Source organism: Agromyces sp. NPDC055661 (genome assembly GCF_053618135.1).
Map to the genome: position 1 here is coordinate 256,834 of NZ_JBSHHC010000001.1, position 23,310 is coordinate 280,143.

22 protein-coding genes are annotated in these 23,310 nt (G+C 71.3%); 3 read left to right on the forward strand and 19 right to left on the reverse strand.

The features are described from left to right. Positions 1 to 5: 5 nt before the first annotated feature. The 11 genes from ACWGO8_RS01175 to ACWGO8_RS01225 form a co-directional block, all read right to left on the reverse strand. Positions 6 to 902, reverse strand: a complete 897-nt coding sequence (locus ACWGO8_RS01175) for a F0F1 ATP synthase subunit gamma (protein ID WP_452041326.1) — start codon at positions 900 to 902, stop codon at positions 6 to 8. A 42-nt stretch (positions 903 to 944) separates the two neighbouring features. Then, on the reverse strand, positions 945 to 2,585 hold the full coding sequence (gene atpA / locus ACWGO8_RS01180; RefSeq protein WP_452041327.1) for a F0F1 ATP synthase subunit alpha: 1,641 nt from the start codon (positions 2,583 to 2,585) through the stop codon (positions 945 to 947). Positions 2,586 to 2,661: 76 nt separating this feature from the next. Then, positions 2,662 to 3,456: a F0F1 ATP synthase subunit delta gene (locus ACWGO8_RS01185; RefSeq protein WP_452041328.1), complete on the reverse strand. Its 795-nt coding sequence runs from the start codon at positions 3,454 to 3,456 to the stop codon at positions 2,662 to 2,664. Positions 3,457 to 3,459: 3 nt separating this feature from the next. Then, positions 3,460 to 4,029: a F0F1 ATP synthase subunit B gene (locus ACWGO8_RS01190; protein WP_452041329.1), complete on the reverse strand. Its 570-nt coding sequence runs from the start codon at positions 4,027 to 4,029 to the stop codon at positions 3,460 to 3,462. 30 nt (positions 4,030 to 4,059) lie between these two features. After that, positions 4,060 to 4,296 (reverse strand): ATP synthase F0 subunit C, encoded by a 237-nt coding sequence (gene atpE, locus ACWGO8_RS01195; protein WP_452041330.1) that lies wholly within the window; start codon positions 4,294 to 4,296, stop codon positions 4,060 to 4,062. A gap of 46 nt (positions 4,297 to 4,342) precedes the next feature. Continuing rightward, positions 4,343 to 5,122, reverse strand: a complete 780-nt coding sequence (gene atpB, locus ACWGO8_RS01200; RefSeq protein WP_452041331.1) for a F0F1 ATP synthase subunit A — start codon at positions 5,120 to 5,122, stop codon at positions 4,343 to 4,345. A 180-nt stretch (positions 5,123 to 5,302) separates the two neighbouring features. Further along, positions 5,303 to 5,782, reverse strand: a complete 480-nt coding sequence (locus ACWGO8_RS01205; protein ID WP_452041332.1) for a hypothetical protein — start codon at positions 5,780 to 5,782, stop codon at positions 5,303 to 5,305. Then, complete coding sequence (locus ACWGO8_RS01210) at positions 5,763 to 7,145, reverse strand: MraY family glycosyltransferase (protein WP_452041333.1); 1,383 nt, start codon at positions 7,143 to 7,145, stop codon at positions 5,763 to 5,765. The genes ACWGO8_RS01205 and ACWGO8_RS01210 overlap by 20 nt, the downstream gene beginning before the upstream one ends. Continuing rightward, on the reverse strand, positions 7,142 to 8,047 hold the full coding sequence (locus tag ACWGO8_RS01215; RefSeq protein WP_452041334.1) for an L-threonylcarbamoyladenylate synthase: 906 nt from the start codon (positions 8,045 to 8,047) through the stop codon (positions 7,142 to 7,144). The genes ACWGO8_RS01210 and ACWGO8_RS01215 overlap by 4 nt, the downstream gene beginning before the upstream one ends. 145 nt (positions 8,048 to 8,192) lie before the next feature. Then, positions 8,193 to 9,017, reverse strand: coding sequence for an ABC transporter permease (locus ACWGO8_RS01220; RefSeq protein WP_452041335.1), 825 nt, complete (start codon positions 9,015 to 9,017; stop codon positions 8,193 to 8,195). A gap of 2 nt (positions 9,018 to 9,019) precedes the next feature. Beyond that, on the reverse strand, positions 9,020 to 9,937 hold the full coding sequence (locus ACWGO8_RS01225; protein ID WP_452041336.1) for an ATP-binding cassette domain-containing protein: 918 nt from the start codon (positions 9,935 to 9,937) through the stop codon (positions 9,020 to 9,022). A gap of 109 nt (positions 9,938 to 10,046) precedes the next feature. On the opposite strand from ACWGO8_RS01225, the gene ACWGO8_RS01230 reads away from it, so the two are divergent. Beyond that, on the forward strand, positions 10,047 to 11,084 hold the full coding sequence (locus ACWGO8_RS01230; protein ID WP_452041337.1) for a TetR/AcrR family transcriptional regulator: 1,038 nt from the start codon (positions 10,047 to 10,049) through the stop codon (positions 11,082 to 11,084). Between the two features lie 30 nt (positions 11,085 to 11,114). Here ACWGO8_RS01230 and prmC read toward each other — a convergent pair whose 3' ends face one another. Continuing rightward, positions 11,115 to 11,984, reverse strand: a complete 870-nt coding sequence (prmC, locus tag ACWGO8_RS01235; RefSeq protein WP_452043506.1) for a peptide chain release factor N(5)-glutamine methyltransferase — start codon at positions 11,982 to 11,984, stop codon at positions 11,115 to 11,117. 136 nt (positions 11,985 to 12,120) lie between these two features. On the opposite strand from prmC, the gene cysK reads away from it, so the two are divergent. Both cysK and epsC read left to right on the forward strand, forming a co-directional pair. Next, positions 12,121 to 13,056 (forward strand): cysteine synthase A, encoded by a 936-nt coding sequence (gene cysK / locus ACWGO8_RS01240; RefSeq protein WP_452041338.1) that lies wholly within the window; start codon positions 12,121 to 12,123, stop codon positions 13,054 to 13,056. Between the two features lie 4 nt (positions 13,057 to 13,060). Continuing rightward, positions 13,061 to 13,639, forward strand: coding sequence for a serine O-acetyltransferase EpsC (gene epsC / locus ACWGO8_RS01245; protein ID WP_452041339.1), 579 nt, complete (start codon positions 13,061 to 13,063; stop codon positions 13,637 to 13,639). Between the two features lie 145 nt (positions 13,640 to 13,784). Here epsC and ACWGO8_RS01250 read toward each other — a convergent pair whose 3' ends face one another. The 7 genes from ACWGO8_RS01250 to lysA form a co-directional block, all read right to left on the reverse strand. After that, positions 13,785 to 14,759, reverse strand: coding sequence for a hypothetical protein (locus tag ACWGO8_RS01250; RefSeq protein WP_452041340.1), 975 nt, complete (start codon positions 14,757 to 14,759; stop codon positions 13,785 to 13,787). A gap of 187 nt (positions 14,760 to 14,946) precedes the next feature. Further along, positions 14,947 to 16,023: a peptide chain release factor 1 gene (prfA, locus tag ACWGO8_RS01255; RefSeq protein ID WP_376956799.1), complete on the reverse strand. Its 1,077-nt coding sequence runs from the start codon at positions 16,021 to 16,023 to the stop codon at positions 14,947 to 14,949. Between the two features lie 4 nt (positions 16,024 to 16,027). Then, the gene (gene rho / locus ACWGO8_RS01260) at positions 16,028 to 18,163 is read right to left on the reverse strand and encodes a transcription termination factor Rho (protein ID WP_452041341.1); all 2,136 of its coding nucleotides are present in this window, start codon (positions 18,161 to 18,163) and stop codon (positions 16,028 to 16,030) included. Between the two features lie 258 nt (positions 18,164 to 18,421). Continuing rightward, a complete protein-coding gene (gene thrB / locus ACWGO8_RS01265) occupies positions 18,422 to 19,384 on the reverse strand; it encodes a homoserine kinase (protein WP_452041342.1) in 963 nt (320 codons plus the stop codon). Continuing rightward, positions 19,381 to 20,478 (reverse strand): threonine synthase, encoded by a 1,098-nt coding sequence (gene thrC, locus ACWGO8_RS01270; protein WP_452041343.1) that lies wholly within the window; start codon positions 20,476 to 20,478, stop codon positions 19,381 to 19,383. The genes thrB and thrC overlap by 4 nt, the downstream gene beginning before the upstream one ends. Beyond that, positions 20,475 to 21,785, reverse strand: a complete 1,311-nt coding sequence (locus tag ACWGO8_RS01275; RefSeq protein ID WP_452041344.1) for a homoserine dehydrogenase — start codon at positions 21,783 to 21,785, stop codon at positions 20,475 to 20,477. The genes thrC and ACWGO8_RS01275 overlap by 4 nt, the downstream gene beginning before the upstream one ends. Next, positions 21,782 to 23,197, reverse strand: coding sequence for a diaminopimelate decarboxylase (lysA, locus tag ACWGO8_RS01280; protein WP_452041345.1), 1,416 nt, complete (start codon positions 23,195 to 23,197; stop codon positions 21,782 to 21,784). Before lysA ends, ACWGO8_RS01275 begins: the two co-directional genes overlap by 4 nt. Positions 23,198 to 23,310 lie beyond the last annotated feature (113 nt).

The window sequence follows — 23,310 nt, forward strand, 5'->3', positions numbered from 1 at the left end:
CTGGATTACTTCTTGGCGACGAGCGCGTCGGCGCCGCCCACGATCTCGGCGATCTGCTGCGTGATCTCGGCCTGGCGCGCCTCGTTCGCCAGCCGGGTGTAGTCGGTGATGAGCGTGTCCGCGTTGTCGGATGCCGACTTCATCGCCTTCTGGGTGGCGGCGTGCTTCGCGGCCGCGGACTGCAGGAGCGCGTTGAAGATGCGGCTCTCGATGTAGACCGGCAGGAGCGAGTCGAGCACGGTCTCGACGTCGGGCTCGAACTCGTACAGCGGCTGCACCGTGGCATCGGGTTCCTCGACGCCCTCGACGACCTCGAGCGGCAGCAGGCGCACGATCTCGGGCGACTGCGTCATCATGCTCACGAACCGGTTGTAGACGACGTGGATCTCGTCGACCCCGCCGTCGGCGGCGTCGCGGAGGAACACCTCGAGCACCGCGTCGGAGATCTCCTTGGCGAGCTCGAACTGCGGGTTCTCGGAGCTGCCCGTCCACTGCCGTTCCGACGCCCGGCGGCGGAACTGGAAGTACCCGACCGCCTTGCGCCCGACGAGGAAGTACACGACCTCCTTGCCCTGCGAGCGGAGCAGCTCGCTCAGCTCCTCGGCTTCGCGCAGCACCTGCGAGTTGAAGGCGCCCGCCAGGCCGCGGTCCGACGTGAGGATGACCACGGCGGCGCGCTCGATCTTCTCGGGCTCCGTCGTGAGCACGTGGTCGACGTTCGAGTACGTCGCGACGGCCGACACGGCGCGGGTGATGGCGCGCGAGTACGGCGACGAAGCCGTCACGCGCGCCATCGCCTTCTGGATGCGCGAGGCGGCGATGAGCTCCATCGCCTTCGTGATCTTCTTCGTCGTCTGGGCAGACCTGATCTTCTGCCGGTAGACCCGAAGTTGCGCTCCCATGTCTCTCCTGTATCCCTAGAGTTCGTCGTCGATCGTGGTCGCCTAGCGGCGAGCCTTGACGATCTTCTCCTGGTTGACGTCCTCTTCGGCGCTGGCCTCGAACTCCTCGCGTCCGACCGAGGCGAGCGGCTTGCCCTCGCCGGTCTGGAACTCGAGCTTGAACTTGTCGACCTCTGCCTCGAGCGTCGAGACGTTGTCGTCAGACAGGACGTTGGTCTCGCGGAGCTCGTTCAGCACGTTGGTGTTGCGGCCGAGGTAGTCGAGCAGCTCGCGCTCGAAGCGCAGGATGTCCTCGACGGGCACCTCGTCGAGCTTGCCGTTCGTGCCGGCCCAGATCGAGACGACCTGCTCCTCGACGGGGTACGGCGAGTACTGCGGCTGCTTGAGGAGCTCGGTGAGGCGCGCACCGCGCGCGAGCTGGCGGCGGCTGGCCGCGTCGAGGTCGGACGCGAACATCGCGAACGCCTCGAGCGAGCGGTACTGCGCGAGCTCGAGCTTCAGCGTGCCCGAGACCTTCTTGATCGACTTGACCTGGGCGTCACCGCCGACTCGGGAGACCGAGATGCCGACGTCGACCGCGGGACGCTGGTTGGCGTTGAACAGGTCGGACTGGAGGAAGATCTGGCCGTCGGTGATAGAGATCACGTTGGTCGGGATGTACGCCGAGACGTCGTTCGCCTTCGTCTCGATGATGGGCAGGCCCGTCATCGAACCGGCGCCCAGCTCGTCGGACAGCTTCGCGCAGCGCTCGAGCAGACGCGAGTGCAGGTAGAAGACGTCGCCCGGGTACGCCTCGCGGCCCGGCGGGCGACGGAGGAGCAGCGACACGGCGCGGTAGGCCTCGGCCTGCTTCGACAGGTCGTCGAAGATGATGAGCACGTGCTTCGAGTCGTACATCCAGTGCTGGCCGATGGCCGAGCCGGTGTACGGCGCGAGGTACTTGAAGCCGGCGGGGTCGGACGCGGGGGCCGCGACGATGGTGGTGTACTCCATCGCGCCGGCGTCCTCGAGGGCGCCCTTCACCGAGGCGATGGTCGAACCCTTCTGGCCGATCGCGACGTAGATGCAGCGGACCTGCTTCGAGGGGTCGCCCGACTCCCAGTTCGCCTTCTGGTTGATGATCGTGTCGATCGCGATCGCGGTCTTGCCAGTCTGGCGGTCGCCGATGATGAGCTGGCGCTGGCCGCGGCCGATCGGGATCATCGCGTCGATGGCCTTGATGCCGGTCTGCAGCGGCTCGTGCACCGACTTGCGCTGCATGACGCCGGGAGCCTGGAGCTCGAGGGCGCGGCGGCCCTCGATGCCGGTGATCTCGCCCAGGCCGTCGATCGGGTTGCCGAGCGGGTCGACGACGCGGCCGAGGTAGCCCTCGCCGACGGGCACCGAGAGGACCTCGCCCGTGCGGGTGACCTCCATGCCCTCCTCGATGCCGGTGAACTCGCCGAGCACGACGACGCCGATCTCGTCTTCCTCGAGGTTCAGCGCGAGGCCGAGCGTGCCGTCCGCGAAGCGCACGAGCTCGTTCGCCATGACCGAGGGCAGGCCCTCGACGTGCGCGATGCCGTCGGCTGCGTCGGAGACGTACCCGACCTCGGTCTTCTGCGCCTCGCCCGGCTCGTACGACGAGACGAACTCCGAGAGAGCCGAACGGATCTCGTCGGGGCTGATGGAGAGTTCTGCCATTGTCTTTCCCTTTTCTGTACTCGTTGTACAGCTACTGGTCTGTCGCGGCGCGGGACGCCGGTCGTTTCATCCGGCGTCAGCCGGCAAGCTTCTGCCTCAGCTCGCTGAGGCGCGAGGCGACGCTGCCGTCGATGACGTCGTCGCCGATCTGCACGCGGACTCCGCCGATGACGGCGGGGTCGACGATGGTGTCGAATCGGACCCGGCGGCCCGCCTGCGCGACGAGGCCCTGCGCGAGGCGCGCGAGCTGGTCGGCCGAGAGCGGCACGGCGGTCGTGACCGTCGCGACGTCGAAGCCGCGCTGGTCGGCGACGACGGATGCCGCGTGCCGCAGCAGCTCGCCGATGCGGCGGCCGCGCGGCTGCTGCACGAGGTGCCGCACGATCGCCACGGTCTGCGGCGACGCCTTGCCGGCGAGCAGGCGGTCGACGATCGCGAGCTTCGGCGGCAGCGGGCTGAGCTTGCTGCCCAGCGCGAGCTCCAGCTCGTCGTCGGATGCCACGGCGCGCTCGAATGCGAAGAGCTCCGCATCGATCTGCACGCCCTCGCCCGCCGACTCCGCGGCCACGCGGTAGCCGAGGTCCTCGAGACCGGCGATGAAGTCGTCGCCCGAGGACCAGCGCCGCGTCGCGGCTGCGGTGACGAGCGTCACCGCGTCGGCCGTGATCTTGGCGCCGAAGACGGACTCGACGAGCGCGCGCTTCTGCGCGTCGTCCGCCTCGGCGTCGATGAGCGCCGAGCGCAGCTGCGACGACGAGCCCACGACCCGGCCGACCGCGAGGAGGTCCTCGGCGACCTGCAGCTCGGCCCGGCCGAGCTGCGCGAGCGCGGCTCGCGTGCCGGCGAGGGCCCCTCTCGTAGCGCTACCCATGGATTACTTCTTCCCTCCGGCAGCGGCCTGCTCGCTCGCCTCGAGATCGGCGAGGAAGCGGTCCACGACGTTCTGCGCCTTGCGGTCGTCGGTGAGGCTCTCGCCGATGACGCCGGACGCGAGGTCGATCGCCAGGGTGCCGACCTCTGAGCGCAGCGACACGAGCGCCGACTGGCGCTCCGCCTCGATCTGCGCCTGCGCGGTCGCGGTGACGCGAGCCGCCTCGCTGGTGGCCTGGTCCTTCGCCTCGGCGACGATCTTGCGACCGTCCTCGCGCGCGGTCTCGCGGATGCGACCGGCCTCGGCGCGCGCGTCGGCGAGCTGGGCGGTGTACTCCTCGAGCGCGGCCTCGGCCTTGCGCTGGGCCTCGTCGGCCTTCGCGATGTTGCCCTCGATCGCCTCGGCGCGCTCGTCGAGCAGCTTCCGGACGCGCGGGAGCACGTAGATCCAGAAGAACACCAGGATGACGACGAAGCAGACTGCCGACCAGACGATGTCGTAGTACGCCGGCAGGATGGGGTTGGGCGTCGCCTCGTGACCCTCCTCTGCAGCCCTCAGTACTGCATGAAGCACGTTGGCCTCCTAATTAGCTGCGGCGTCGGTCTACGGCTGGAAGATGAAGTAGGTCGCGATGCCGATGAAGGCGAGCGCCTCGGTGAAGGCGATGCCGATCCACATCAGCACCTGGAGGCGACCGGCGAGCTCGGGCTGGCGAGCGACGCCCTCGATCGTCTTGCCGACGACGATGCCCACGCCGATGGCCGGGCCGATGGCCGCGAGGCCGTAGCCGACGGTCGCGATGTTGCCGTTGATCTCAGCGAGAACGGTAGTTGCGTCCACGTTGGGGTTTTCCTTTCCTAGGGATGTTCTGGGCGGGCGCCCGGGCTCAGTGCTCTTCCGCCACCGCGAGCTGGATGTAGACCGCGGTGAGGAGTGCGAAGACGTAGGCCTGCAGGACGGCGACGAGGATCTCGAAGAGCGTGAAGACGAAGCCGAAGGCGAGCGTCCCGACGCCGAGGGCCGTGTACCAGCCGCCGAGGGTGAAGATGAAGAACTGCGTGGCCGCGAAGAAGAGCACGAGCAGGAGGTGACCGACGATCATGTTCATCATGAGTCGGAGGGTGAGCGTGATCGGACGGATGATGAAGGTCGAGATCAGCTCGATCGGCGTGACGATGATGTACACCGGCCACGGCACGCCCGCGGGGAACAGGGAGTTCTTGAAGAAGTTCTTGGGGCTCTTCTTGATGCCCGCGTAGATGAACGTGACGTAGGCCACGATCGCGAGGACCAGGGGCACGCCGATGACCGACGTGCCGGCGATGTTCAGGAACGGGATGACACCCGTGAGGTTCATGAACAGCACGAGGAAGAAGATCGTGGTGAGGATCGGCAGGAAGCGACGGCCGTCCTTCTTGCCGAGCAGGTCGTCGGCGATGTTCACGCGGACGAGGTCGAGGCCCATCTCGACGAGGCTCTGGAAGCGGCCGGGGACGACCTTCATGCGACGCGTGCCGAGCCAGAAGACGAGGAGCAGCGCGATGACCGCGACCCAGCGGACCAGGATGATGCGGTTGATCTCGAAGGGGGTGCCCTCGAACGCGATCGGGTCGGGGAAGAACTCCAGAATCGACGGCCCGTGGAACTCACCATCATCGGTTGACATCGGAACCAGCAGGTTCAGAGCGTTAGCTAGCAGCGCTATCTCCTGTTTCGGGGCGTGGAGCTCGGCTCTCGCGTCGTCGAACATCGGAACAGTTTCCGCACACGTGAAAACACGCGGAAACCGGGGGGATCGCCATTACTCTAGCAAGACTTCTACGAGCAGACGAATTCGGGATCGAGCTCAGTCGTCGGTCGGCGCCTCGGGCAGCTTCACATCGCTCGTATAGGGCATCCGCGAGGTCGAGACGACGATGACGTCGACCACGAGCGAGGCGATCACGCCGCCGACGAGGCTGAGGAACAGCACGGTCGGGTTCAGCCAGTCGGCGTCGCGCAGCACGACCACGAGCACGATGAAGACGATGAACTTCAGCAGCCAGCCGCCGAGCACGATCCCGAAGAAGGCGCCGACGAAGACGTCGCTCCCGGCGAACCGGTTGGCGAGCAGGATGCTCGCCGCGGTGATGCCCATGAAGACGACGGCCATGAGCGTGCCGACGATGGCGCTGACGAGCCCCTCGGTGCCGGCGAAGACGAGGCCGAGCACGCAGCTGACCACGAGGACGATCGCGGCGAGCACGCCGCCCCAGGCGAGCGCCTTGCGGAGCACCGGGTTCGAGGTGGGCGTGCGGTCGGCGGGCTCAGGACGTGCGTCGGTCATCGTGCTCCAGTTCGGGGTCGCCCGATTCTAGCGGGCGGCCCTGACCGGATGCCGGGCCGGCAACGTCGGCCGGACCCGTCGCCACGGGCACCGAACCCGTCGCGACAGCCACCGACCCCGTCGCCACCGGCACCGACCCCGTCGCCACCGCGACCGGCTCGGGCGACTCGAGCTCGTCGAACACCGTCGCCGCGACGGGATCGTCCCCGTCGGCCTCGGCCGCGACCGTGAGCCGCTTGCGCCGTCCGAGCGGTGCGAGCGTGAAGGCCGCGCAGACGAGGAACCCGACCGCGAGCAGGAGGAAGGCCCAGCCCGACGGGATCCCGAAGTAGACGGGGAACACGAACGAGAGGAGGCATCCGATCGAGGCGACCGCCGTCCATGCGTAGAAGATGAGCACGGCGTTGAGGTGCGAGTGGCCCATGTCGAGCAGGCGGTGGTGCAGGTGCTTGCGGTCGGCCGCGAACGGCGACTTGCCGGCGCGGAGCCGCCGGACGACCGCGAGCCCGAAGTCGAGCAACGGGATCACGAGGACCGCGAACGGCAGGATGATCGGGATGAACGCGGGGAACAGCTCGCCGAGCCCGAGCGAGGCGGGGTCGATCTGCCCCGTGACCGCGATGGCCGAGGTGGCCATCAGCAGGCCGATGAGCAGCGCGCCGGCGTCGCCCATGAAGAGCTTCGCCGGGTGCCAGTTCAGCGGCAGGAACCCGGCGCACGCGCCGACCACGACGATCGCGAGCAGCGACGCGAGGTTGAAGTAGTTGAGCGGGGACGTCTTCTGCACGAGGAGGTACGTGTAGAGGAAGAAGACGCCGTTCGCGATGAGGGCGACGCCCGCGACGAGGCCGTCGAGGCCGTCGATGAAGTTGATCGCGTTCATGACGAGCACGATCGTGAAGACCGTGATCGTGGCGCTCATCCACGAGGAGCCCACCGTGATGCCGCCGATCGGCAGCGACACGATCGAGACGCCCTGCCACGCGATGAGGCCCGCCGCGATGAACTGGCCCGCGAGCTTCGTCGTCCAGTCGAGGTCCCAGATGTCGTCGGCGACGCCGATGAGCACGATGAGCAGGGCCGCCCCGAGGATCGCGAGCATCTGCGTCGGGTTCTGGAAGATGATCGACACCACCGAGAACCGCGACGACCCCAGCGTGGACACGAACGCCGCCGCGGCGATGGCCGCCACGATGCCCACGAACATCGCGATGCCGCCGAGCCTCGGCGTCGGACGCGTGTGCACGTCGCGCTCGCGGATCTTCGGATACAGGCGGTACTTGAGGCTGAGCTTCCAGACGAGCACCGAGCCGCCGAAGGTGACGAGCGCGGCCACGAGGGCGAGCGCGAGGAAGAGGGTCATGAGACGGCGGCGTCCGCTCCATCGTCAGGGGTCGGGGAGGCGGATGCCGCGGGCACGTCGTCGGCGGCGGGCACGTCGGCGGCCGGCACGTCGTCGGCGGCGGGCGTCCCGGCGGACGCATCGGCTGCCGCGTCGGGAACCGCGTCCTCCACCGCGGTCGCCTCGGCGTCGGGCGCGACCGGCACGGTCTCCGCGGCCTCCTCGCCGTCGGCGGGTGCGAGCAGCTCCTCCCCGACGACCTCCGCGATGCGCTCGCGGGAGATGACGCCGGCGCGCACGATGCGCAGCAGGCCGCCCTCGCCCGACAGCGACGTCGCGTCGATGATGGTCGAGCTCGTGTCGCCGGGTCGCTCGCCGATGGGCTCGTAGGCCTCGCCGGCCCGGCCGCCGTCGAGGTACACCGTCACAGACTCGCCGAGCATGGCCTCCGCGTCGGCCGCGGTCGTCGCGGACGGCTGCCCCGAGAGGTTCGCGCTCGACACCGCGAGCGGGCCGGTCTCGGAGAGGAGCTCGAGCGCGATCCGGTTGGCCGGCATGCGCAGCGCCACGGTGCCCCGCGTCTCGCCGAGGTCCCACTGCAGCGACGGCTGCGCGTGCAGGATCACGGTGAGCCCGCCCGGCCAGAACTCGGCGACGAGCTGGCGCACCGGCCCGGGCACGTCGGTCGCGAGCGCGTCGAGCGTGGGGATGCCGGGGATGAGCACGGGGGGCGGCGAGGTGCGCTCGCGGCCCTTCGCCTGCAGGAGGCGCTCCACGGCCTTCGGGTCGAACGCGTCGGCGGCGACCCCGTAGACCGTGTCGGTGGGGATCACGACGAGCTCGCCGCGGCCGATGGCGCCACGTGCGAGTCGCATGCCGGTGAGCAGCTGGGAATCGACCGAGCAGTCGTAGATGGTGGTCATGACCGCTCGATTCTAGACCAGCGCGGTCGCCGTTCCCGGGGCATGGGGACAGCCGTGCGCGTCGCCCGGTGCGACCGCCTCGCACGAGACGACGGATGCCGCGAGCCCGTGCGGCCCGCGGCATCCGTCGTCGTCGCCGTTCGCGTCAGCGGCGCCCCGCCTTGCGGCGGAAGAGCCAGGCGCCCCACACCGCGGCGACCGCGATGAACAGCAGGCACCAGCCCACGGCCCACCAGGCGGAGTCGCCCATCGGCGTGCCCATGAGGAGGCTGCGGATCGTCTCGATGATCGGCGTGATCGGCTGGTGCTCGGCGAACCACGAGAGCCAGTCGGGCAGCGTCTCGACGGGCACGAACGCGCTCGAGAGGTACGGCAGGAACAGCAGGATGAACCCGTAGGCGCTCGCCGACTCGGGGCTCGACGCCGCGAGGCCGATCGCCGCGAAGAGGTACGTGATGGCGAGGATGTACAACGCGATCAGCGCGATCGCCGCGACCCACTCGAGCGGCGTCGCCGTCGGCCGGAAGCCCACGAGCAGCGCGACGCCGATGACGACGCCGGTCGCGAAGAGGTTCCGCAGCACGCTCGCGACGACGTGGCCGGTCAGCACGGCGCCCGCCCGCAGCGGCATGGTGCGGAACCGGTCGATGATCCCCGTCGTCATGTCGCGTGCGACGTACATCGCGGTCGAGCTCGCGCCGAACCCCGCGCAGAGCAGGATGATGCCGGGCACGACGTAGTCCACGTACCCGCCCGACGGGTCGAGCGCGCCCCCGAACACGTACGTGAAGAGCAGCATGAGCATGGTGGGCAGGATCACCGCCATGAGCAGCGCCTCGGTGTCGCGCAGCGAGTGCGTGATGCTCCGGCGGATGAAGACGGCCTCGGCCGTGAGCCCGGCGGGGCGGGCCCGCACGAGCGCCGGCGCGGAGGCCGGGCGCGACGGCGCGGTGTCGATGAGGGTGGTCATGGTCAGCCCTTCGTTCCGATGAGGTCGGCCGCGCGCTCGGGCTCGGCCGGGTGCGAGGTGATGGCGAGGAAGACGTCGTCGAGGCTCGGGCGGCGGATGGCGACCCTGGCGCCGTCGACGGCGGAGGCCGCGAGCCGGTCCAGCTCGTCGATGGCGGCGCGGAGACCGTGCACGGTACCGTCGGTCGGCAGCTCGGCGAGCACTTCGTCGTGGGGCCCGAGGAGCTCGACGACCTCGCCGCCGACCTGCGCCTTGAGCACGGATGCGGTGCCCTCGGCTGCGATCCGTCCCCGGTCGAGCACGGCGACGCGGTCGGCGAGCCGGTCGGCCTCCTCGAGGTACTGCGTGGTGAGGAACACCGTCGCGCCCAGGTCGGCGACCTCCCGGATGATCCGCCAGAGCTCCTGGCGGCTCCGGGTGTCGAGGCCCGTGGTCGGCTCGTCGAGGAAGATGACGGGCGTCGGCACGACGAGGCTCAGCGCCAGGTCGAGCCGCCGTCGCATCCCGCCCGAGTAGGTGGCCACGCGTCGGCCGGATGCCTCGGCGAGGTCGAAGCGCTCGAGCAGCTCGTCGGCCCGGGCCCGGGCCGCTCGCGCGCCGAGTCCCGAGAGCCGGGCGAGCATCACGACGTTCTCGCGGCCGGTGAGGACCTCGTCGACGGCGGCCGACTGCCCGGTGAGGCTGATGCGGGCGCGCACGGCATCGGGATCGGCCAGGACGTCGGCGCCGGCGACCAGCGCGGTGCCCGCGTCGGGCCGCACGAGCGTCGTGAGGATGTTGATGGTGGTGGTCTTGCCGGCGCCGTTCGGCCCGAGGAGGGCGAACACGCTGCCGGTCTCGACCGCGAGGTCGAGGTCGTCGAGGACCGTGGTGGAGCGGAATCGCTTGGCGATCCCGCGCGCGTCGATCGCAAGGGTCATGGGCTGCGCCTTTCCGGTGTACGAGTTAAACTGTTTATGCCATGCACGACTGTTTAAGTAATACACAGTTCTATGCTTGACGCAAGCACCGCCCGCCGATTGGAGCCCCATGACCCACGAGACGCCCGCCGAGCCCGAGCTGCCCCGCGCCGTCGCACTCGCCTGGGGCGTCGCGGCGAACCCGCAGCGCGGCCCGAAGCGCGAGATGAGCATCGAGCGCATCGTCGACGCGGCGATCGGCATCGCCGATGCCGAGGGCCTCGCGGCGGTGTCGATGGCCAGGGTCGCCCAGTCCCTCGGGTACACGACCATGTCGCTCTACCGCTATGTCACCGCGAAGGACGACCTCCTGCTGCTCATGCAGGAGCAGGCCAGCGAGGTGCCGATCCCCGAGGCGGCGCACGAGGGCGGGTGGCGTGCCGGGCTCACCCGGTGGGTCGGGTCGTCGCGCGCCGCCTACCGCGAGCACCCGTGGCTCAGCGACATCCCGATCTCGGGGGTGCCGATCACGCCGAACAGCCTCGCGATGGTCGACTGGTTCCTTCGCGAGGTGCGCGGCCTGCCGCTCGATCCCGGCGAGAAGATGGGGATGCTCCTGCTGCTCGCGAACTACGCCCGCGGCACGTCCCGCCAGGAGCACGAGCTCGCCGCGGCCGATCCCGGCGACATCGACGGCGCGAACTTCATGTCGGGGCTCGCCCAGCTCGTCACCCCCGAGCGGTTCCCCGACTTCGCCCCGTTCCTGATGTCGGGCGGTTACCTGGGCGGCGACGAGCCCGAGGATCCCGACGTGGACTTCGCGTTCGGCCTCGAGCGCATCCTCGACGGGCTCGAGCTCTACCTCGCCCGCCGCGCGGGGGACGTCGATGCCGCGACGGCCCCGGCCGGTGCGGCGCGCGACGTGGGTCGCGAGGCCGTCGGCGACGAGCCCCTCCCCCGCGATCCGAAGGTGCGCGAGGCGAATCGCCGTCGCCGCGACGCCGAGCGCGCCGTGCGCGAGGCGGAGAAGTCGCTGCGCGAGGCCCGCCGCCGCGAGCGCGACGAGATCGCGGCGGCGCGGCAGCGCGCGACCGAGCAGGACGCGAAGGCGGCGGAGCGCGCGGCGAAGGCCGCGGAGCGGGCGGCTCGGGACGCGGCGCGGTCGTAGCCCTGTCGTCGCGATGCCCCGCCGGCGCGCTCAGCGCAGGGCGGTCGTGGCGCGGTCGCGCGACGTGAGGTCGCGGTGGTGCGCGATCGCGCGCCAGCCGTCGGCCGCGAGGATCGCCGCGATCGGCGCCGACTGCGTCTCGGCGTGCTCGATGACGAGCAGGCCGCCCGGACGCAGCAGCTCGGCTGCACGCGTCGAGAGCACACGCACGACATCGAGCCCGTCCGCTCCGCCGTAGAGCGCCGCATCCGGGTCGTGCAGGCGCACCTCGGGGTCGCGCGGGAGCTCGCCCGCAGGCACGTACGGCGGATTCGAGATGACGACCGCGGCGCGGCCATCGAGATCCGCGAGCGCGGTCGCGAGGTCGCCGAACACGAGCTCGAGGTTCGGCGCGCCGACCTCCTCGACGTTGCGACGCGTCCACGGGAACGCCGCGGGCGAGTTCTCGACGGCCCACACGCGGGCGTGGGGCACCTCGGTCGCCATCGCAAGCGCGATCGCACCGCTGCCGGATCCGAGGTCGATCGCGATCGGCTCGGGCTCGGCGGTGGCCCGGAGCGCGTCGATCGCGAGCTGCGCGACCTGCTCGGTCTCGGGACGCGGCACGAAGACCCCGGGTCCCACGGCCAGGTCGAGCGAGCGGAACGCGGCGCGGCCGGTGAGGTGCTGCAGCGGCTCGCGCCGTTCGCGGCGGCGGACGAGCGACTCGAGCGTCGCGGCATCCGCCTCGCCGAGCGCACCGCCGACGACGAGTCGTGCCTGCACGCCGCCGCGCGAGAGCCCGAGGACGTGCCCGATGAGCAGCTCGGCGTCCACCTCGGGGTCGGGCACGCCGGCCGCCGCAAGCCGCCCGACCGTCTCGTCGCGCACTACGCGCAGGTCGCGCCCTCCGGCCTGAATCGTGCCCTCATCCACGAAATGGAATGTAACGCACGTGACCGGCGGCAGGCGCCGCCGTAGGCTGGGCCGCGGCACCCGCCCCCGCCAGCGAACCCGGTCGTCGCCGATGACGACGCCCATCCGAGAGGAACCTCCCATGGCCCAGGTCTTCGACAACATCACCGAGGTCTTCGGACGCACGCCCCTCGTGCGGCTCAACCGCGTCACCGACGGCGCCGAGGCGACCGTGCTCGCGAAGCTCGAGTTCTACAACCCCAGCGCGAGCGTGAAGGACCGCCTCGGCATCGGGATCGTCGACGCCGCAGAGGCGGCGGGCGCGCTCCAGCCCGGCGGCACCATCGTCGAGGGCACGAGCGGCAACACCGGCATCGCGCTCGCCATGATCGGCGCGGCCCGCGGCTACCGTGTCATCATCGCGATGCCCGAGACCATGTCGAAGGAGCGCCGCGCGCTGCTGCGCGCCTACGGCGCCGAGCTCGTGCTCACCCCCGGCGGCGAGGGCATGAAGGGCGCCGTCGCGCGCGCCGAGCAGATCGCGGCCGAGACGCCCGGCGCGGTGCTCGCGAAGCAGTTCGAGAACCTCGCCAACGTCGAGATCCACCGCCTCACCACCGCCGAGGAGGTCTGGAACGACACCGACGGCGGCGTCGACATCTTCGTGTCGGGCATCGGCACGGGCGGCACCATCACGGGCGTCGGCCAGGTGCTCAAGGAGCGCAAGCCCGAGGTGCAGGTCGTCGGCGTCGAGCCGGCGGAGTCGCCGATCCTCAACGGCGGCCAGCCCGGCCCGCACAAGATCCAGGGCATCGGCGCGAACTTCGTGCCCGAGATCCTCGACCGCGAGGTCTACGACGAGATCATCGACGTGAACATCGACCAGGCCGTCGCCACCGCGCGTCGCCTCGGCGTCGAGGAGGGCATCCTCGGCGGCATCTCGTCGGGCGCCACCGTCTACGCGGCGACCCAGCTCGCGAAGCGCCCCGAGAACGCGGGCAAGACCATCGTGGTCATCGTCGCGAGCTACGGCGAGCGGTACCTGTCCACGGTCCTGTACGAGGGTCTGCTTGACTGATCGGGTGCCCATCCTCAGGACGTTCAGGGAAGACCTCGCGACCGCCCGCTCGCACGACCCGGCTGCGCGGAGCGATATCGAGGTCTTCCTCGCGTACTCGGGGCTGCACGCCATCTGGTCCTACCGGCTCGCGCACCGGCTCTGGGTCGCCGGCTGGCGGTTGCCGGCGCGGCTGCTGTCGCAGCTCGTGCGCTTCCTCACGGGCATCGAGATCCACCCCGGCGCGACGATCGGCCGCCGCTTCTTCATCGACCACGGAATGGGCGTGGTCATCGGCGAGACGTCGATCGTGGGCGACGACGTGATGCTGTACCACGGCGTCACGCTCGGCGGGAAGGCTCCGCGCCACACGCTCCCCGGCACCAAGCGCCACCCCACGCTGCAGGACGGCGTCACGGTGGGCGCGGGCGCGAAGATCCTCGGCGACATCGTCATCGGTGCGTGGAGCGCGGTCGGCGCGAACGCGGTCGTGACCAGGCCCGCTCCCCCGCACTCGCTCCTCGTGGGCGTGCCGGCGAGCGTCCGTCCGCTCTCGCACGCGACGGCCGACGCCGCCCGCGGCGTGCACGACTGGCACATCTAGCGCGGGCCTCGCCGCCCGCGCGCCGAGCCGGGCATCTCGTGCCGCCGCTGCGCCACTTCGGCGGCCTCCGCGCCACGACAAGTGGGGCACAGGACGTGCAGGTGGCGCAGCAAGCTGTCCTCCAGGGTGGTGTGGCGGAGACGCGTCAGCGTCGTGGCGGCGCCATGAGCGGCAGACCCGCCCGGAGCAGGATCCCGCGCAGCACGCCACCGTTCCATGCCTCGTCCCAGTCCCATCGTCCGCACGCCCACTTCGTCACCGACCGCACGTCGTTCTCGCGTTCCTTCTCGTCGCGGACGACCTCGACGGGCGACCGCCGAGCACTGTCGACCACGCCGCTACCGACGTACTTGCCGCCACCGTCCGCTTCGCCCCACACGCCGTGCTCGGGCCAGGCGAAGTCGAGGAACGCCGGCCCTCGTCCGTGCGGTCGATCGACGCGCACTTGCAGGTCGGGTGGCGGGAAGCCGAGCTCCTCGATCCGGAGTCGGCTGAGCGTCTCGAGCGGCGTCTCGGCACACGAAGTCGTTCGGTCGAGCACGGCGGACACTCGGCGACTTCCGGGGAACGGCAGTCGCGCGTCGAAGCCGTCGCGAAGCCGGTCGATGGTGGACGACGGCTGCCCCGTCCCGAATCTCGGAACCCAGAGTGCGGCATCCGCCATCGTGAGCGCCGTGAGCAGGGGGCGGGTGCGCGCGACCTCGATCAGGGTGTCGACGACCGGAGTCACCGCGATGCCATCACGGGTCAGGAGCGGAGGCTCCGCGCGCCGAACGATCTCGACCACGCCGTTTCGCCGTCGGCCGGACTTCCCCGCAGCGAGCACGACGACGTCGTGCGGCACCTCACCCACGATCGGCATTCCCGACAGCACCGCTGCCGTGAATCCTGCGAACACGACCCCGGGCCGCTGCTGGGCGACGGCGAGCGCCATCTCGCGATGTCTCAGGATCGGCGAGAGCTCCTCGTGACCTGCAGCAGCGACGTAGACGCCGCGCCTCACCGCGACGAGCTCGCCGGCGTCACGCGCCGTCAGGAGCGTGGCCGAAAGGCCCGCCGCCCGCGCCCGCGCCGACGTGAACACCTCGCCCGGTGCACGCGGGAGCGACTCGACGTCCATGTGGACAGCATCTTCGCTTCGGCCCCTGGCCTGACGCGGCATCCGTCGACCGGGGAACCGCCACTGGATGCGTCAGCCGGTCGAGGACGAGTCGACACGCGGCCGACTGCGCCACCCGGACGTGGTCTGCGCCACTTGTACTGGCGCAGACGATGTCGAAGTGGCGCAGCGAGGGAGGGTGCGGGAGTTACTCGGCGGCGAGGTCGGCCAGGCGGGCCTCCTCGTCGGCCTGGATCGCCGAGTCGATGATCGGCTCGAGCGCCCCGTTCATGACCTGGTCGAGGTTGTACGCCTTGTAGCCCGTGCGGTGGTCCGCGATGCGGTTCTCGGGGAAGTTGTACGTGCGGATGCGCTCGGAGCGGTCCATGGAGCGGATCTGCGACTTGCGGGCATCGGATGCCGCGGCCGCGAGCTCCTCCTGCTGGCGCGCGAGGAGTCGAGCACGCAGCACGCGCATCGCCGCCTCGCGGTTCTGCAGCTGCGACTTCTCGTTCTGCATCGAGACCACGATGCCCGTGGGCAGGTGCGTGATGCGCACCGCGGAGTCGGTCGTGTTCACCGACTGGCCGCCGGGGCCCGACGAGCGGTACACGTCGATCTTGAGGTCGTTCTGGTTGATGTCGACCTCCTCGGGCTCGTCCACCTCGGGGAACACCAGCACGCCCGTGGTCGACGTGTGGATGCGGCCCTGGGTCTCGGTCACCGGCACGCGCTGCACGCGGTGCACGCCGCCCTCGTACTTGAGGTGCGCCCAGACGCCCTGCGACGGGTCGGTGGCGTTCGACTTGATCGCGACCTGCACGTCCTTGTAGCCGCCGAGGTCGGACTCGTTGCGCTCGAGGAGCTCGGTCTTCCAGCCCTTCGACTGCGCGTACTGGATGTACATGCGCAGCAGGTCGGCCGCGAAGAGGGCGCTCTCGGCGCCGCCCTCGCCGCCCTTGATCTCCATGATCACGTCGCGCCCGTCGTCGGGGTCGCGCGGGATCAGGAGCCGGCGCAGCTTCTCCTGAGACTGGGCGAGCCCCTCCTCGAGGTCGGGGATCTCCTCGGCGAACGCGTCGTCCTCCTTGGCCAGCTCGCGGGCCGCCTCGAGGTCGTCGCCCGCCTGCTGCCACGCGTCGTGCGCGGCGACGATGCGGCTGAGCTCGGCGTAGCGCCGGTTCACCTTCTTCGCGCGTGCGGCGTCGGCGTGCAGCGCCGGGTCGGCGAGCTCCTGCTGGAGCTCGCCGTGCTCGGCGAGCAGGGCCTGGACGGACTCGAACATGGGCTCAGCGGTGGTCGGTCTCGTGCCCGTGCGAGTGCGCCGCGCCGTTGGTCACGGGCATCGACTTCTGCATGAGCATGAGGAACTCGACGTTCGACTGGGTCTCCTTGAGCCGGCCGAGCACCGCCTCGAGGGCCTGCTGCTGCTCGAGGCCCGCGAGGGCGCGACGCAGCTTCCAGGTGATCTTGACCTCGTCGGGCGAGAGCAGCATCTCCTCACGACGGGTCGACGACGCGTTCACGTCGACGGCCGGGAAGATGCGCTTGTCGGCGAGCTGGCGCGAGAGGCGTAGCTCGGAGTTGCCGGTGCCCTTGAACTCCTCGAAGATCACCTCGTCCATCTTCGAGCCGGTCTCGACGAGCGCCGTGGCGAGGATGGTGAGCGAGCCGCCGTTCTCGATGTTGCGCGCCGCGCCGAAGAACCGCTTCGGCGGGTAGAGCGCCGACGCGTCGACGCCGCCCGAGAGGATGCGGCCGGAGGCCGGCGCCGCGAGGTTGTAGGCGCGGCCCAGGCGGGTGATCGAGTCGAGCAGCACGACCACGTCGTGGCCCAGCTCGACGAGGCGCTTCGCACGCTCGATGGCGAGCTCGGCGACCGTCGTGTGGTCCTCGGCGGGACGGTCGAAGGTCGAGGCGATGACCTCGCCCTTCACCGTGCGTTGCATGTCGGTGACCTCTTCGGGGCGCTCGTCGACGAGCACGACCATGAGGTGCACCTCGGGGTTGTTGATCGAGATGGCGTTCGCGATCTGCTGCAGCACGATCGTCTTGCCGGCCTTGGGCGGCGCGACGATGAGACCGCGCTGGCCCTTGCCGATCGGCGCGACGAGGTCGATGATGCGCTGCGTGAGCTTCGTCGGCTCGGTCTCGAGGCGCAGGCGCTCCTGCGGGTACAGCGGCGTGAGCTTCTGGAACTCGACGCGCGCCCCCGACTCCTCGGGGGTCTGCCCGTTGACGGAGTCGACCTTGACGAGGGCGTTGTATTTCTGGCGGCTGTTCGACTCGCCGTCGCGCGGCTGCTTGATCGAGCCGACGACCGCGTCGCCCTTGCGCAGGTTGTACTTCTTCACCTGGCCGAGCGAGACGTAGACGTCGCTCGGGCCGGGGAGGTAGCCCGTCGTGCGCACGAAGGCGTAGTTGTCGAGCACGTCGAGGATGCCGGCGATGGGGATGAGCACGTCGTCGTCGAGGATCTCGGGCTCGAGGTCGTCGCCGGTGCCCTGGCCGCGGCGCTTGCGGTCGCGGTAGCGGCTGCGACGGCCGCCCTCACCCTCGGGCTGCTGCTGGTCGCCGCCGCGGGCCTGCTGCTGCTGGCCACGGCCCTCGCCCTGCTGCGGCTTGCCGGCGTCGCCCTCGGCCTGGCGCTCGCGGGCGGGACGACCGCCCTGCTCGTCGCCCTTGCCGGCCTGGCGCTCGCCGCCCTGGCCGTTCTGGCGACCCTGGCCCTCTGCGGGCTTCTGCTGGTCGTCGCCGCCGCGCTCGGCGCGGTCGCCGCCACGGCGGCCGCGGTTGCGGTTGCGGCCCTGGCGGGGCTGCTCGGCGGGCTGCTCGCCCTCGCCCTCCGCGGGCTGGCCGTTGCGGGCGCCTTCGCCCGTGGCGGCCGCGAGCTCCTCGCGCACGGCGGCGCGGGCGGCCTCGCGGGCATCGGCGTCGGAGGGGACGAGCGGCACGCCCGCTCCCCCGGCGTTCACGTGCTGCGTGGCCGTGGTGGCGCTCGTGGCGCGGCGGGGCTGACGGCCCTGGCGCGCGGGTGCGGTGGTGGCGGGCGCGGCGTCGGCCGCGGCATCCGTCGAGTCGGCCGGAGCGGCCTCGGCGGGAGCCTCGGTCGCGAGAGCCTCAGGTGCAGCCGTCTCGGCGGCAGGGGCCTCGACCGGTGCCTCGACGGCGGACGCCTCGGGCGCCTCCGTCGCGGGTGCGGCGGACGTCGGCTCGACGGTCACGAGGGCCTGGTCGATGAGCGCGGGCGCCTCGGCGCCGTCCTGGTGGGCCGAGATGAGGTCCACGAGCTCGCCCTTGCGGCGCTTCGAGGCGCCGGAGATGCCGAGCGAGGCCGCGAGCTCCTGGAGCTCGGCGACCTTGAGGCCGTTCAGGCGGGTGCGGTTCGCCACGCTCACGTCGGCGTGGTCGGTTCCGTTGGTCACTGGGTATGTTCCTTTCCCCTGGTCGCAGGAGTTGCGGACCCAGGAGAGCTGATCGCCGGCACGAGCGGTGTCGTGCGCGGGGGCGCAGACATGCGCGAAGGCGAAATGCAAATGATTGCTAGGGAAATGCACGAGCGGGGTGGGAAACGCTGACGATGCGTCGCCTTCCGGGTGCGGTCCAATCCTAACACCAGGACGGACGTCCTCCGGACGCGCGACGCGCCAGCCGTACCCGCGCCGCAGCCGCGGCGGCCGACCCTAGCGCTCGACCTCGACGACCGTTGCGCCCAGGAAGTCGACCGCGAGCGGCAGCGCCTGCCACGCCGTGTCGGCCGACTCCTCGACGAGGCGGATCGCGTCGGCCCGCTCGCTCGGATCGCTCGCGAGCACCAGGATCGACGGGCCGGCGCCCGATACGACGGCCGGATGCCCCGCCGCGCGGAGCACGCGGATGAGCCGGTCGGTCTCGGGCATGGCCTGGGCGCGGTAGTTCTGGTGCAGCTTGTCCTCCGTCGCCTGCAGGAGCAGCTCGGGGCTCTGGATGAGCGCCGCGACGAGCAGGGCCGACCGCGAAACGTTGAACACCGCGTCCTCGTGCGGCACCGACTCGGGCTGCAGCGAGCGCGCGAGCGCCGTCGACATCTCGTGCTCGGGCACGAGCACGAGCGGCGAGACGCCGCGATGCACGATGAGCTTCTTGTGCCGCGGGCCCTCGGGGGTCGTCCACGCGATGGTGAGGCCGCCGAACAGCGCCGGGGCGACGTTGTCGGGGTGGCCCTCGAGCTCCGTGGCGAGCTCGAGGAGCTCGTCGGGCGAGAACTCGACGATGCCCGCCAGCAGGCCCTTCGCAGCCATGACGCCCGCCACGATGGCGGCGCCCGACGAGCCGAGGCCGCGTCCGTGCGGGATCGCGTTGTGGGCGACCAGCCGCAGCGAGGGCAGGGGCACGCCCGCCCGGTCGAACGTGTGCCTGATGGCGCGCACCACGAGGTGCGTCTCGTCGAGCGGCACCTCGCCAGCGCCGACGCCGTGCACCTGAATGTCGTGGGTCGCGGCATCCGTGGCCTCGACGTCGAGCTCGTCGTAGCGGGCGAGCGCGAGGCCGAGCGTGTCGAAGCCGGGGCCGAGGTTCGCCGAGGTGGCGGGCACCTTCACGTGCACGATGCGGCCGACGACGGATGCCGCGACGCCCGAGTCAGGGGCGACGGTCGCGCTGCTCATGAGGCGAGTCCGAGCACCTGGGCGACCTGTGCCGTGTCGACGGGCACCACCGTGGGCTGCACGTCGGACCCGTCGGCGGTGCGGAGGGCCCACTGCGGGTCCTTCAGGCCGTGGCCCGTGACGGTCAGCACGATGCGTGCGCCCTGCGGGACCACGCCCGCGGCCGACCGCTCGAGCAGGCCCGCGACCGAGATCGCCGAGGCGGGCTCGACGAAGATGCCGACCTCGGCCGACAGGATGCGCTGCGCCTCGAGGATCTTGTCGTCCTCGATCGCGCCGAAGTAGCCGTCGGACGCGTCGCGGGCCTCGAGCGCGAGCTCCCACGAAGCCGGGTTGCCGATGCGGATGGCGCTCGCGATGGTCTCGGGGTCGCGCACGACCTCGCCGCGCACGAGGGGCGCCGAGCCGGCGGCCTGGAAGCCGAACATCCGCGGCAGGCGCGTCGCGTTGCCCGCGGCGATGTCCTCGCGGTAGCCGCGCGTGTACGCGGTGTAGTTGCCGGCGTTGCCGACCGGGATGAAGTGGAAGTCGGGCGCGTCGCCGAGCACCTCGACGACCTCGAACGCGGCCGTCTTCTGCCCCTCGATGCGGTCGTTGTTCACCGAGTTGACGAGGTGGACCGGGTAGTTCTCGGCGAGGTCGCGCGCGATGTCGAGGCAGTCGTCGAAGTTGCCCTGCACCTGCAGGAGGTGGGCGTTGTGCGCGATCGCCTGGCTCAGCTTGCCCATCGCGATCTTGCCCTCGGGCACGAGCACCGCGGCCGAGATGCCCGCGTGGGTGGCGTAGGCGGCGGCCGATGCCGACGTGTTGCCGGTCGACGCGCAGATCACGACCTTGGCGCCGTGCTCGACGGCCTTGGTCACGGCCATCGTCATGCCGCGGTCCTTGAACGAGCCCGTGGGGTTCATGCCCTCGAACTTCACCCAGACGTCGGCACCCGTGCGGCGCGACAGCGCGGGCGCCGGCAGGAGCGGCGTGCCGCCCTCGCCGAGGGTGACGACGGGCGTGGCATCCGTCACGTCGAGGCGGTCGGCGTACTCGCGGATGACACCGCGCCACTGGCGCGACCACGGCTTGGGGGTGGGCTGGTTCACACTGCTCCTTCGACTCGGAGGACGGACGCGACGGATGCGACGACGGGGCTCTGTTCGAGGGCGGCGACGGTCTCGGCGAGCGCGGACTCCTTCGCCTCATGCGTCCCGATGACCAGCGTAGCCCGCTCCGTCGCACTGCTGACGGTCTGCTGGAGCTGCTCGACCGAGACCCCGTGCTCGGCGAAGATGTGCGCGATGCGCTCGAGTACGCCGGGCTCGTCGGCCACTTCGAGCGTGATCGCGTACCGGGTCGTGATCCTGCCGATGTCGAGCACCGGCAGCTCCGCGTGGGTGGACTCGGCCGTGCCGGGGCCGCCGATGACGTGGCGGCGGGCGATGGCGACGAGGTCGCCGAGCACCGCGGACGCGGTTTGCACACCGCCGGCGCCGGCACCGTAGAACATGAGCGGGCCGGCCGCGGCCGCCTCGACGAAGACGGCGTTGTTCGCGCCGTGCACCGCTGCGAGGGGGTGGCTGCGCGGCACGAGCGCCGGATAGACGCGGGCGGAGACGCCCTCCTCGCCGGTCTCGTCGTCGACGAGCCGCTCGCAGATCGCGAGGAGCTTCACCACGAAGCCGGCGCGCTTGGCGGACTCGACCTGGGCGGCGGTGACGCCCGTGATGCCCTCGCGGTGCACGGCGTCGACGGGCACGCTCGTGTGGAACGCGAGGCTCGCGAGGATCGCGGCCTTCTGCGCGGCGTCGTAGCCGCCGATGTCGGCGGTGGGGTCGGCCTCGGCGTAGCCGAGCTCGGTCGCGGTCGCGAGCGCGTGCTCGAGCGAGGCGCCCGTCGTGTCCATGCGGTCGAGGATGAAGTTCGTCGTGCCGTTGACGATGCCGAGGATGCGGTCGATGCGGTCGCCGGCGAGGCTGTCGCGCAGCGGCCGGATGATCGGGATCGCGCCGCCGACCGCCGCCTCGTAGGAGAGCTGCGCGCCCACCTGCTGCGCCGCGGCGAACAGCTCGGGCCCGTGCGTGGCGAGCAGCGCCTTGTTGCCGGTCACCACGTCGGCGCCCGACGCGATCGCGGCGAGCACGAGGGTGCGAGCCGGCTCGAGGCCGCCCATGAGCTCGATGACGATGTCGGAGCCGAGGATGAGCGACTCGGCGTCGGTGGTGAAGAGGTCGCGCGGCAGCTCGGCGTCGCGCGGGGCGTCGACGTCGCGCACGGCGACGCCCACGAGCTCGAGGCGCGCGCCGATGCGCTGGGTGAGCTCGTCGGAGTGCTCGAGCAGCAGGCGCGCCACCTGCGAGCCGACGGATCCGGCGCCGAGCAGGCCGACGCGGATGGAGCGGTACTCGATCATGCAGGGGTCCCTTCCAGGCCGGCGGATGCCTCGAGCCCGGCGTCGCGGGCGAGCAGGTCGGCCTCGGTCTCGCCGTGCACGATCACGCGGGCCTCCCCGTCGCGCACTGCGACGACCGGCGGCCGGGGCACGTGGTTGTAGTTGTTGGCGAGCGACCAGCAGTAGGCGCCCGTGGCGGCGACCGCGACGAGGTCGCCCGGCGCGACGTCGTGCGGCAGGTAGTCGGCGTCGACGACGATGTCGCCCGACTCGCAGTGCTTGCCCGCGAGCCGCACGAGTGCGGGCGGCTCGTCGGAGACGCGGCCCGCGAGGCGCACCGTGTAGTCCGCGCCGTACAGCGCGGTGCGCGCGTTGTCGCTCATGCCGCCGTCGACCGAGACGTAGTGCCGCCAGGTGCCGCCGTCGAGCGGCACGGGCTTGACGGTGCCGACCGTGTAGAGGGTGATGCCGGCCGGGCCGATGATGGAGCGGCCGGGCTCGAACGCGAGCTTCGGCACGGGCACGTCGCGATCGCGGCATCCGCTCGCGACGGCCTCGGCGATGCCGAGCGCGATCTCCTCGATGGGCGTGGGGTCGTCGGCCGACGTGTAGGCGATGCCGAAGCCGCCGCCGAGATTGAGCTCGGGCAGCGGCGCGACGCGGGCGAGCTCGGCGTGCGCGGTGAGCAGGCGCTCGGCGGACTCGGCGAAGCCCGCCGAGTCGAAGATCTGCGACCCGATGTGGCAGTGCAGCCCGAGCAGGTCGAGCGAGGGGTGCGAGCGGATGCGCGTGCCGATCTCGACGGCGCGGTCGAGCGAGACGCCGAACTTCTGGTCCTCGTGCGCGGTGGCGAGGAACTCGTGCGTCGAGGCGTGCACGCCGCTGTTCACGCGCAGGCGCACGCGCTGCACGCGACCGGCGCGCGCCGCGGCATCCGCCACCCGCTCGACCTCCATCTCGGAGTCGATGATGATCGCGCCCACGCCGGCGGCGACCGCACGCTCGATCTCGCCGAGCGACTTGTTGCTGCCGTGGAAGCCGATGCGCGCGGGGTCGGCGCCCGCCGCCAGCGCGACCGCCAGCTCGCCGCCGGTGCACACGTCGACCGACAGGCCGGCCTCGGTCACCCACCGCACGATGGCTCCGGAGAGGAACGCCTTGCCCGCGTAATAGACCGTCACGGTCGTGCCGACGGATGCCGCGGCGGCCTCGAACGCAGCCAGGATGCGCGCCGCGCGCGCCCGGGCGTCGTCCTCGTCGACGACGTAGAGCGGGGTTCCGAACCTGGCGGCGAGGTCGGTGGCCGGGACGCCGCCGATCACGAGCCGGCCGTCGGCGTCGCGGTGCGCACGCTCGGGCCACACCTGCGGCGCCAGGGCGTTGGGATCTTCGGGCACGCGGAGCCAGCCGGGAACTGCTGCAGTGGATGCCACGGGGGAAACCTCACGGGACGGAGTATCGACGGATCGCTCGCGGCGAGCGAACCCGGATCGGTTCCTGAAGCCTGCTGCGCGCCGCCCTTGTGGGGCGACTCACCGGTGAGTCT

Excerpts from the sequence above, each read along its gene's own strand:
- ACWGO8_RS01220 (WP_452041335.1), bottom strand. The coding sequence starts at position 9,017 with ATGACCACCCTCATCGACACCGCGCCGTCGCGCCCGGCCTCCGCGCCG.
- ACWGO8_RS01230 (WP_452041337.1), top strand. The coding sequence starts at position 10,047 with ATGACCCACGAGACGCCCGCCGAGCCCGAGCTGCCCCGCGCCGTCGCA.
- thrB (WP_452041342.1), bottom strand. The coding sequence starts at position 19,384 with ATGAGCAGCGCGACCGTCGCCCCTGACTCGGGCGTCGCGGCATCCGTC.
- ACWGO8_RS01215 (WP_452041334.1), bottom strand. The coding sequence starts at position 8,047 with ATGACCACCATCTACGACTGCTCGGTCGATTCCCAGCTGCTCACCGGC.
- prfA (WP_376956799.1), bottom strand. The coding sequence starts at position 16,023 with ATGTTCGAGTCCGTCCAGGCCCTGCTCGCCGAGCACGGCGAGCTCCAG.
- ACWGO8_RS01210 (WP_452041333.1), bottom strand. The coding sequence starts at position 7,145 with ATGACCCTCTTCCTCGCGCTCGCCCTCGTGGCCGCGCTCGTCACCTTC.
- ACWGO8_RS01205 (WP_452041332.1), bottom strand. The coding sequence starts at position 5,782 with ATGACCGACGCACGTCCTGAGCCCGCCGACCGCACGCCCACCTCGAAC.
- ACWGO8_RS01185 (WP_452041328.1), bottom strand. The coding sequence starts at position 3,456 with ATGGGTAGCGCTACGAGAGGGGCCCTCGCCGGCACGCGAGCCGCGCTC.
- atpA (WP_452041327.1), bottom strand. The coding sequence starts at position 2,585 with ATGGCAGAACTCTCCATCAGCCCCGACGAGATCCGTTCGGCTCTCTCG.
- ACWGO8_RS01250 (WP_452041340.1), bottom strand. The coding sequence starts at position 14,759 with ATGGACGTCGAGTCGCTCCCGCGTGCACCGGGCGAGGTGTTCACGTCG.
- ACWGO8_RS01175 (WP_452041326.1), bottom strand. The coding sequence starts at position 902 with ATGGGAGCGCAACTTCGGGTCTACCGGCAGAAGATCAGGTCTGCCCAG.
- atpB (WP_452041331.1), bottom strand. The coding sequence starts at position 5,122 with ATGTCAACCGATGATGGTGAGTTCCACGGGCCGTCGATTCTGGAGTTC.
- ACWGO8_RS01275 (WP_452041344.1), bottom strand. The coding sequence starts at position 21,785 with ATGATCGAGTACCGCTCCATCCGCGTCGGCCTGCTCGGCGCCGGATCC.
- ACWGO8_RS01225 (WP_452041336.1), bottom strand. The coding sequence starts at position 9,937 with ATGACCCTTGCGATCGACGCGCGCGGGATCGCCAAGCGATTCCGCTCC.
- cysK (WP_452041338.1), top strand. The coding sequence starts at position 12,121 with ATGGCCCAGGTCTTCGACAACATCACCGAGGTCTTCGGACGCACGCCC.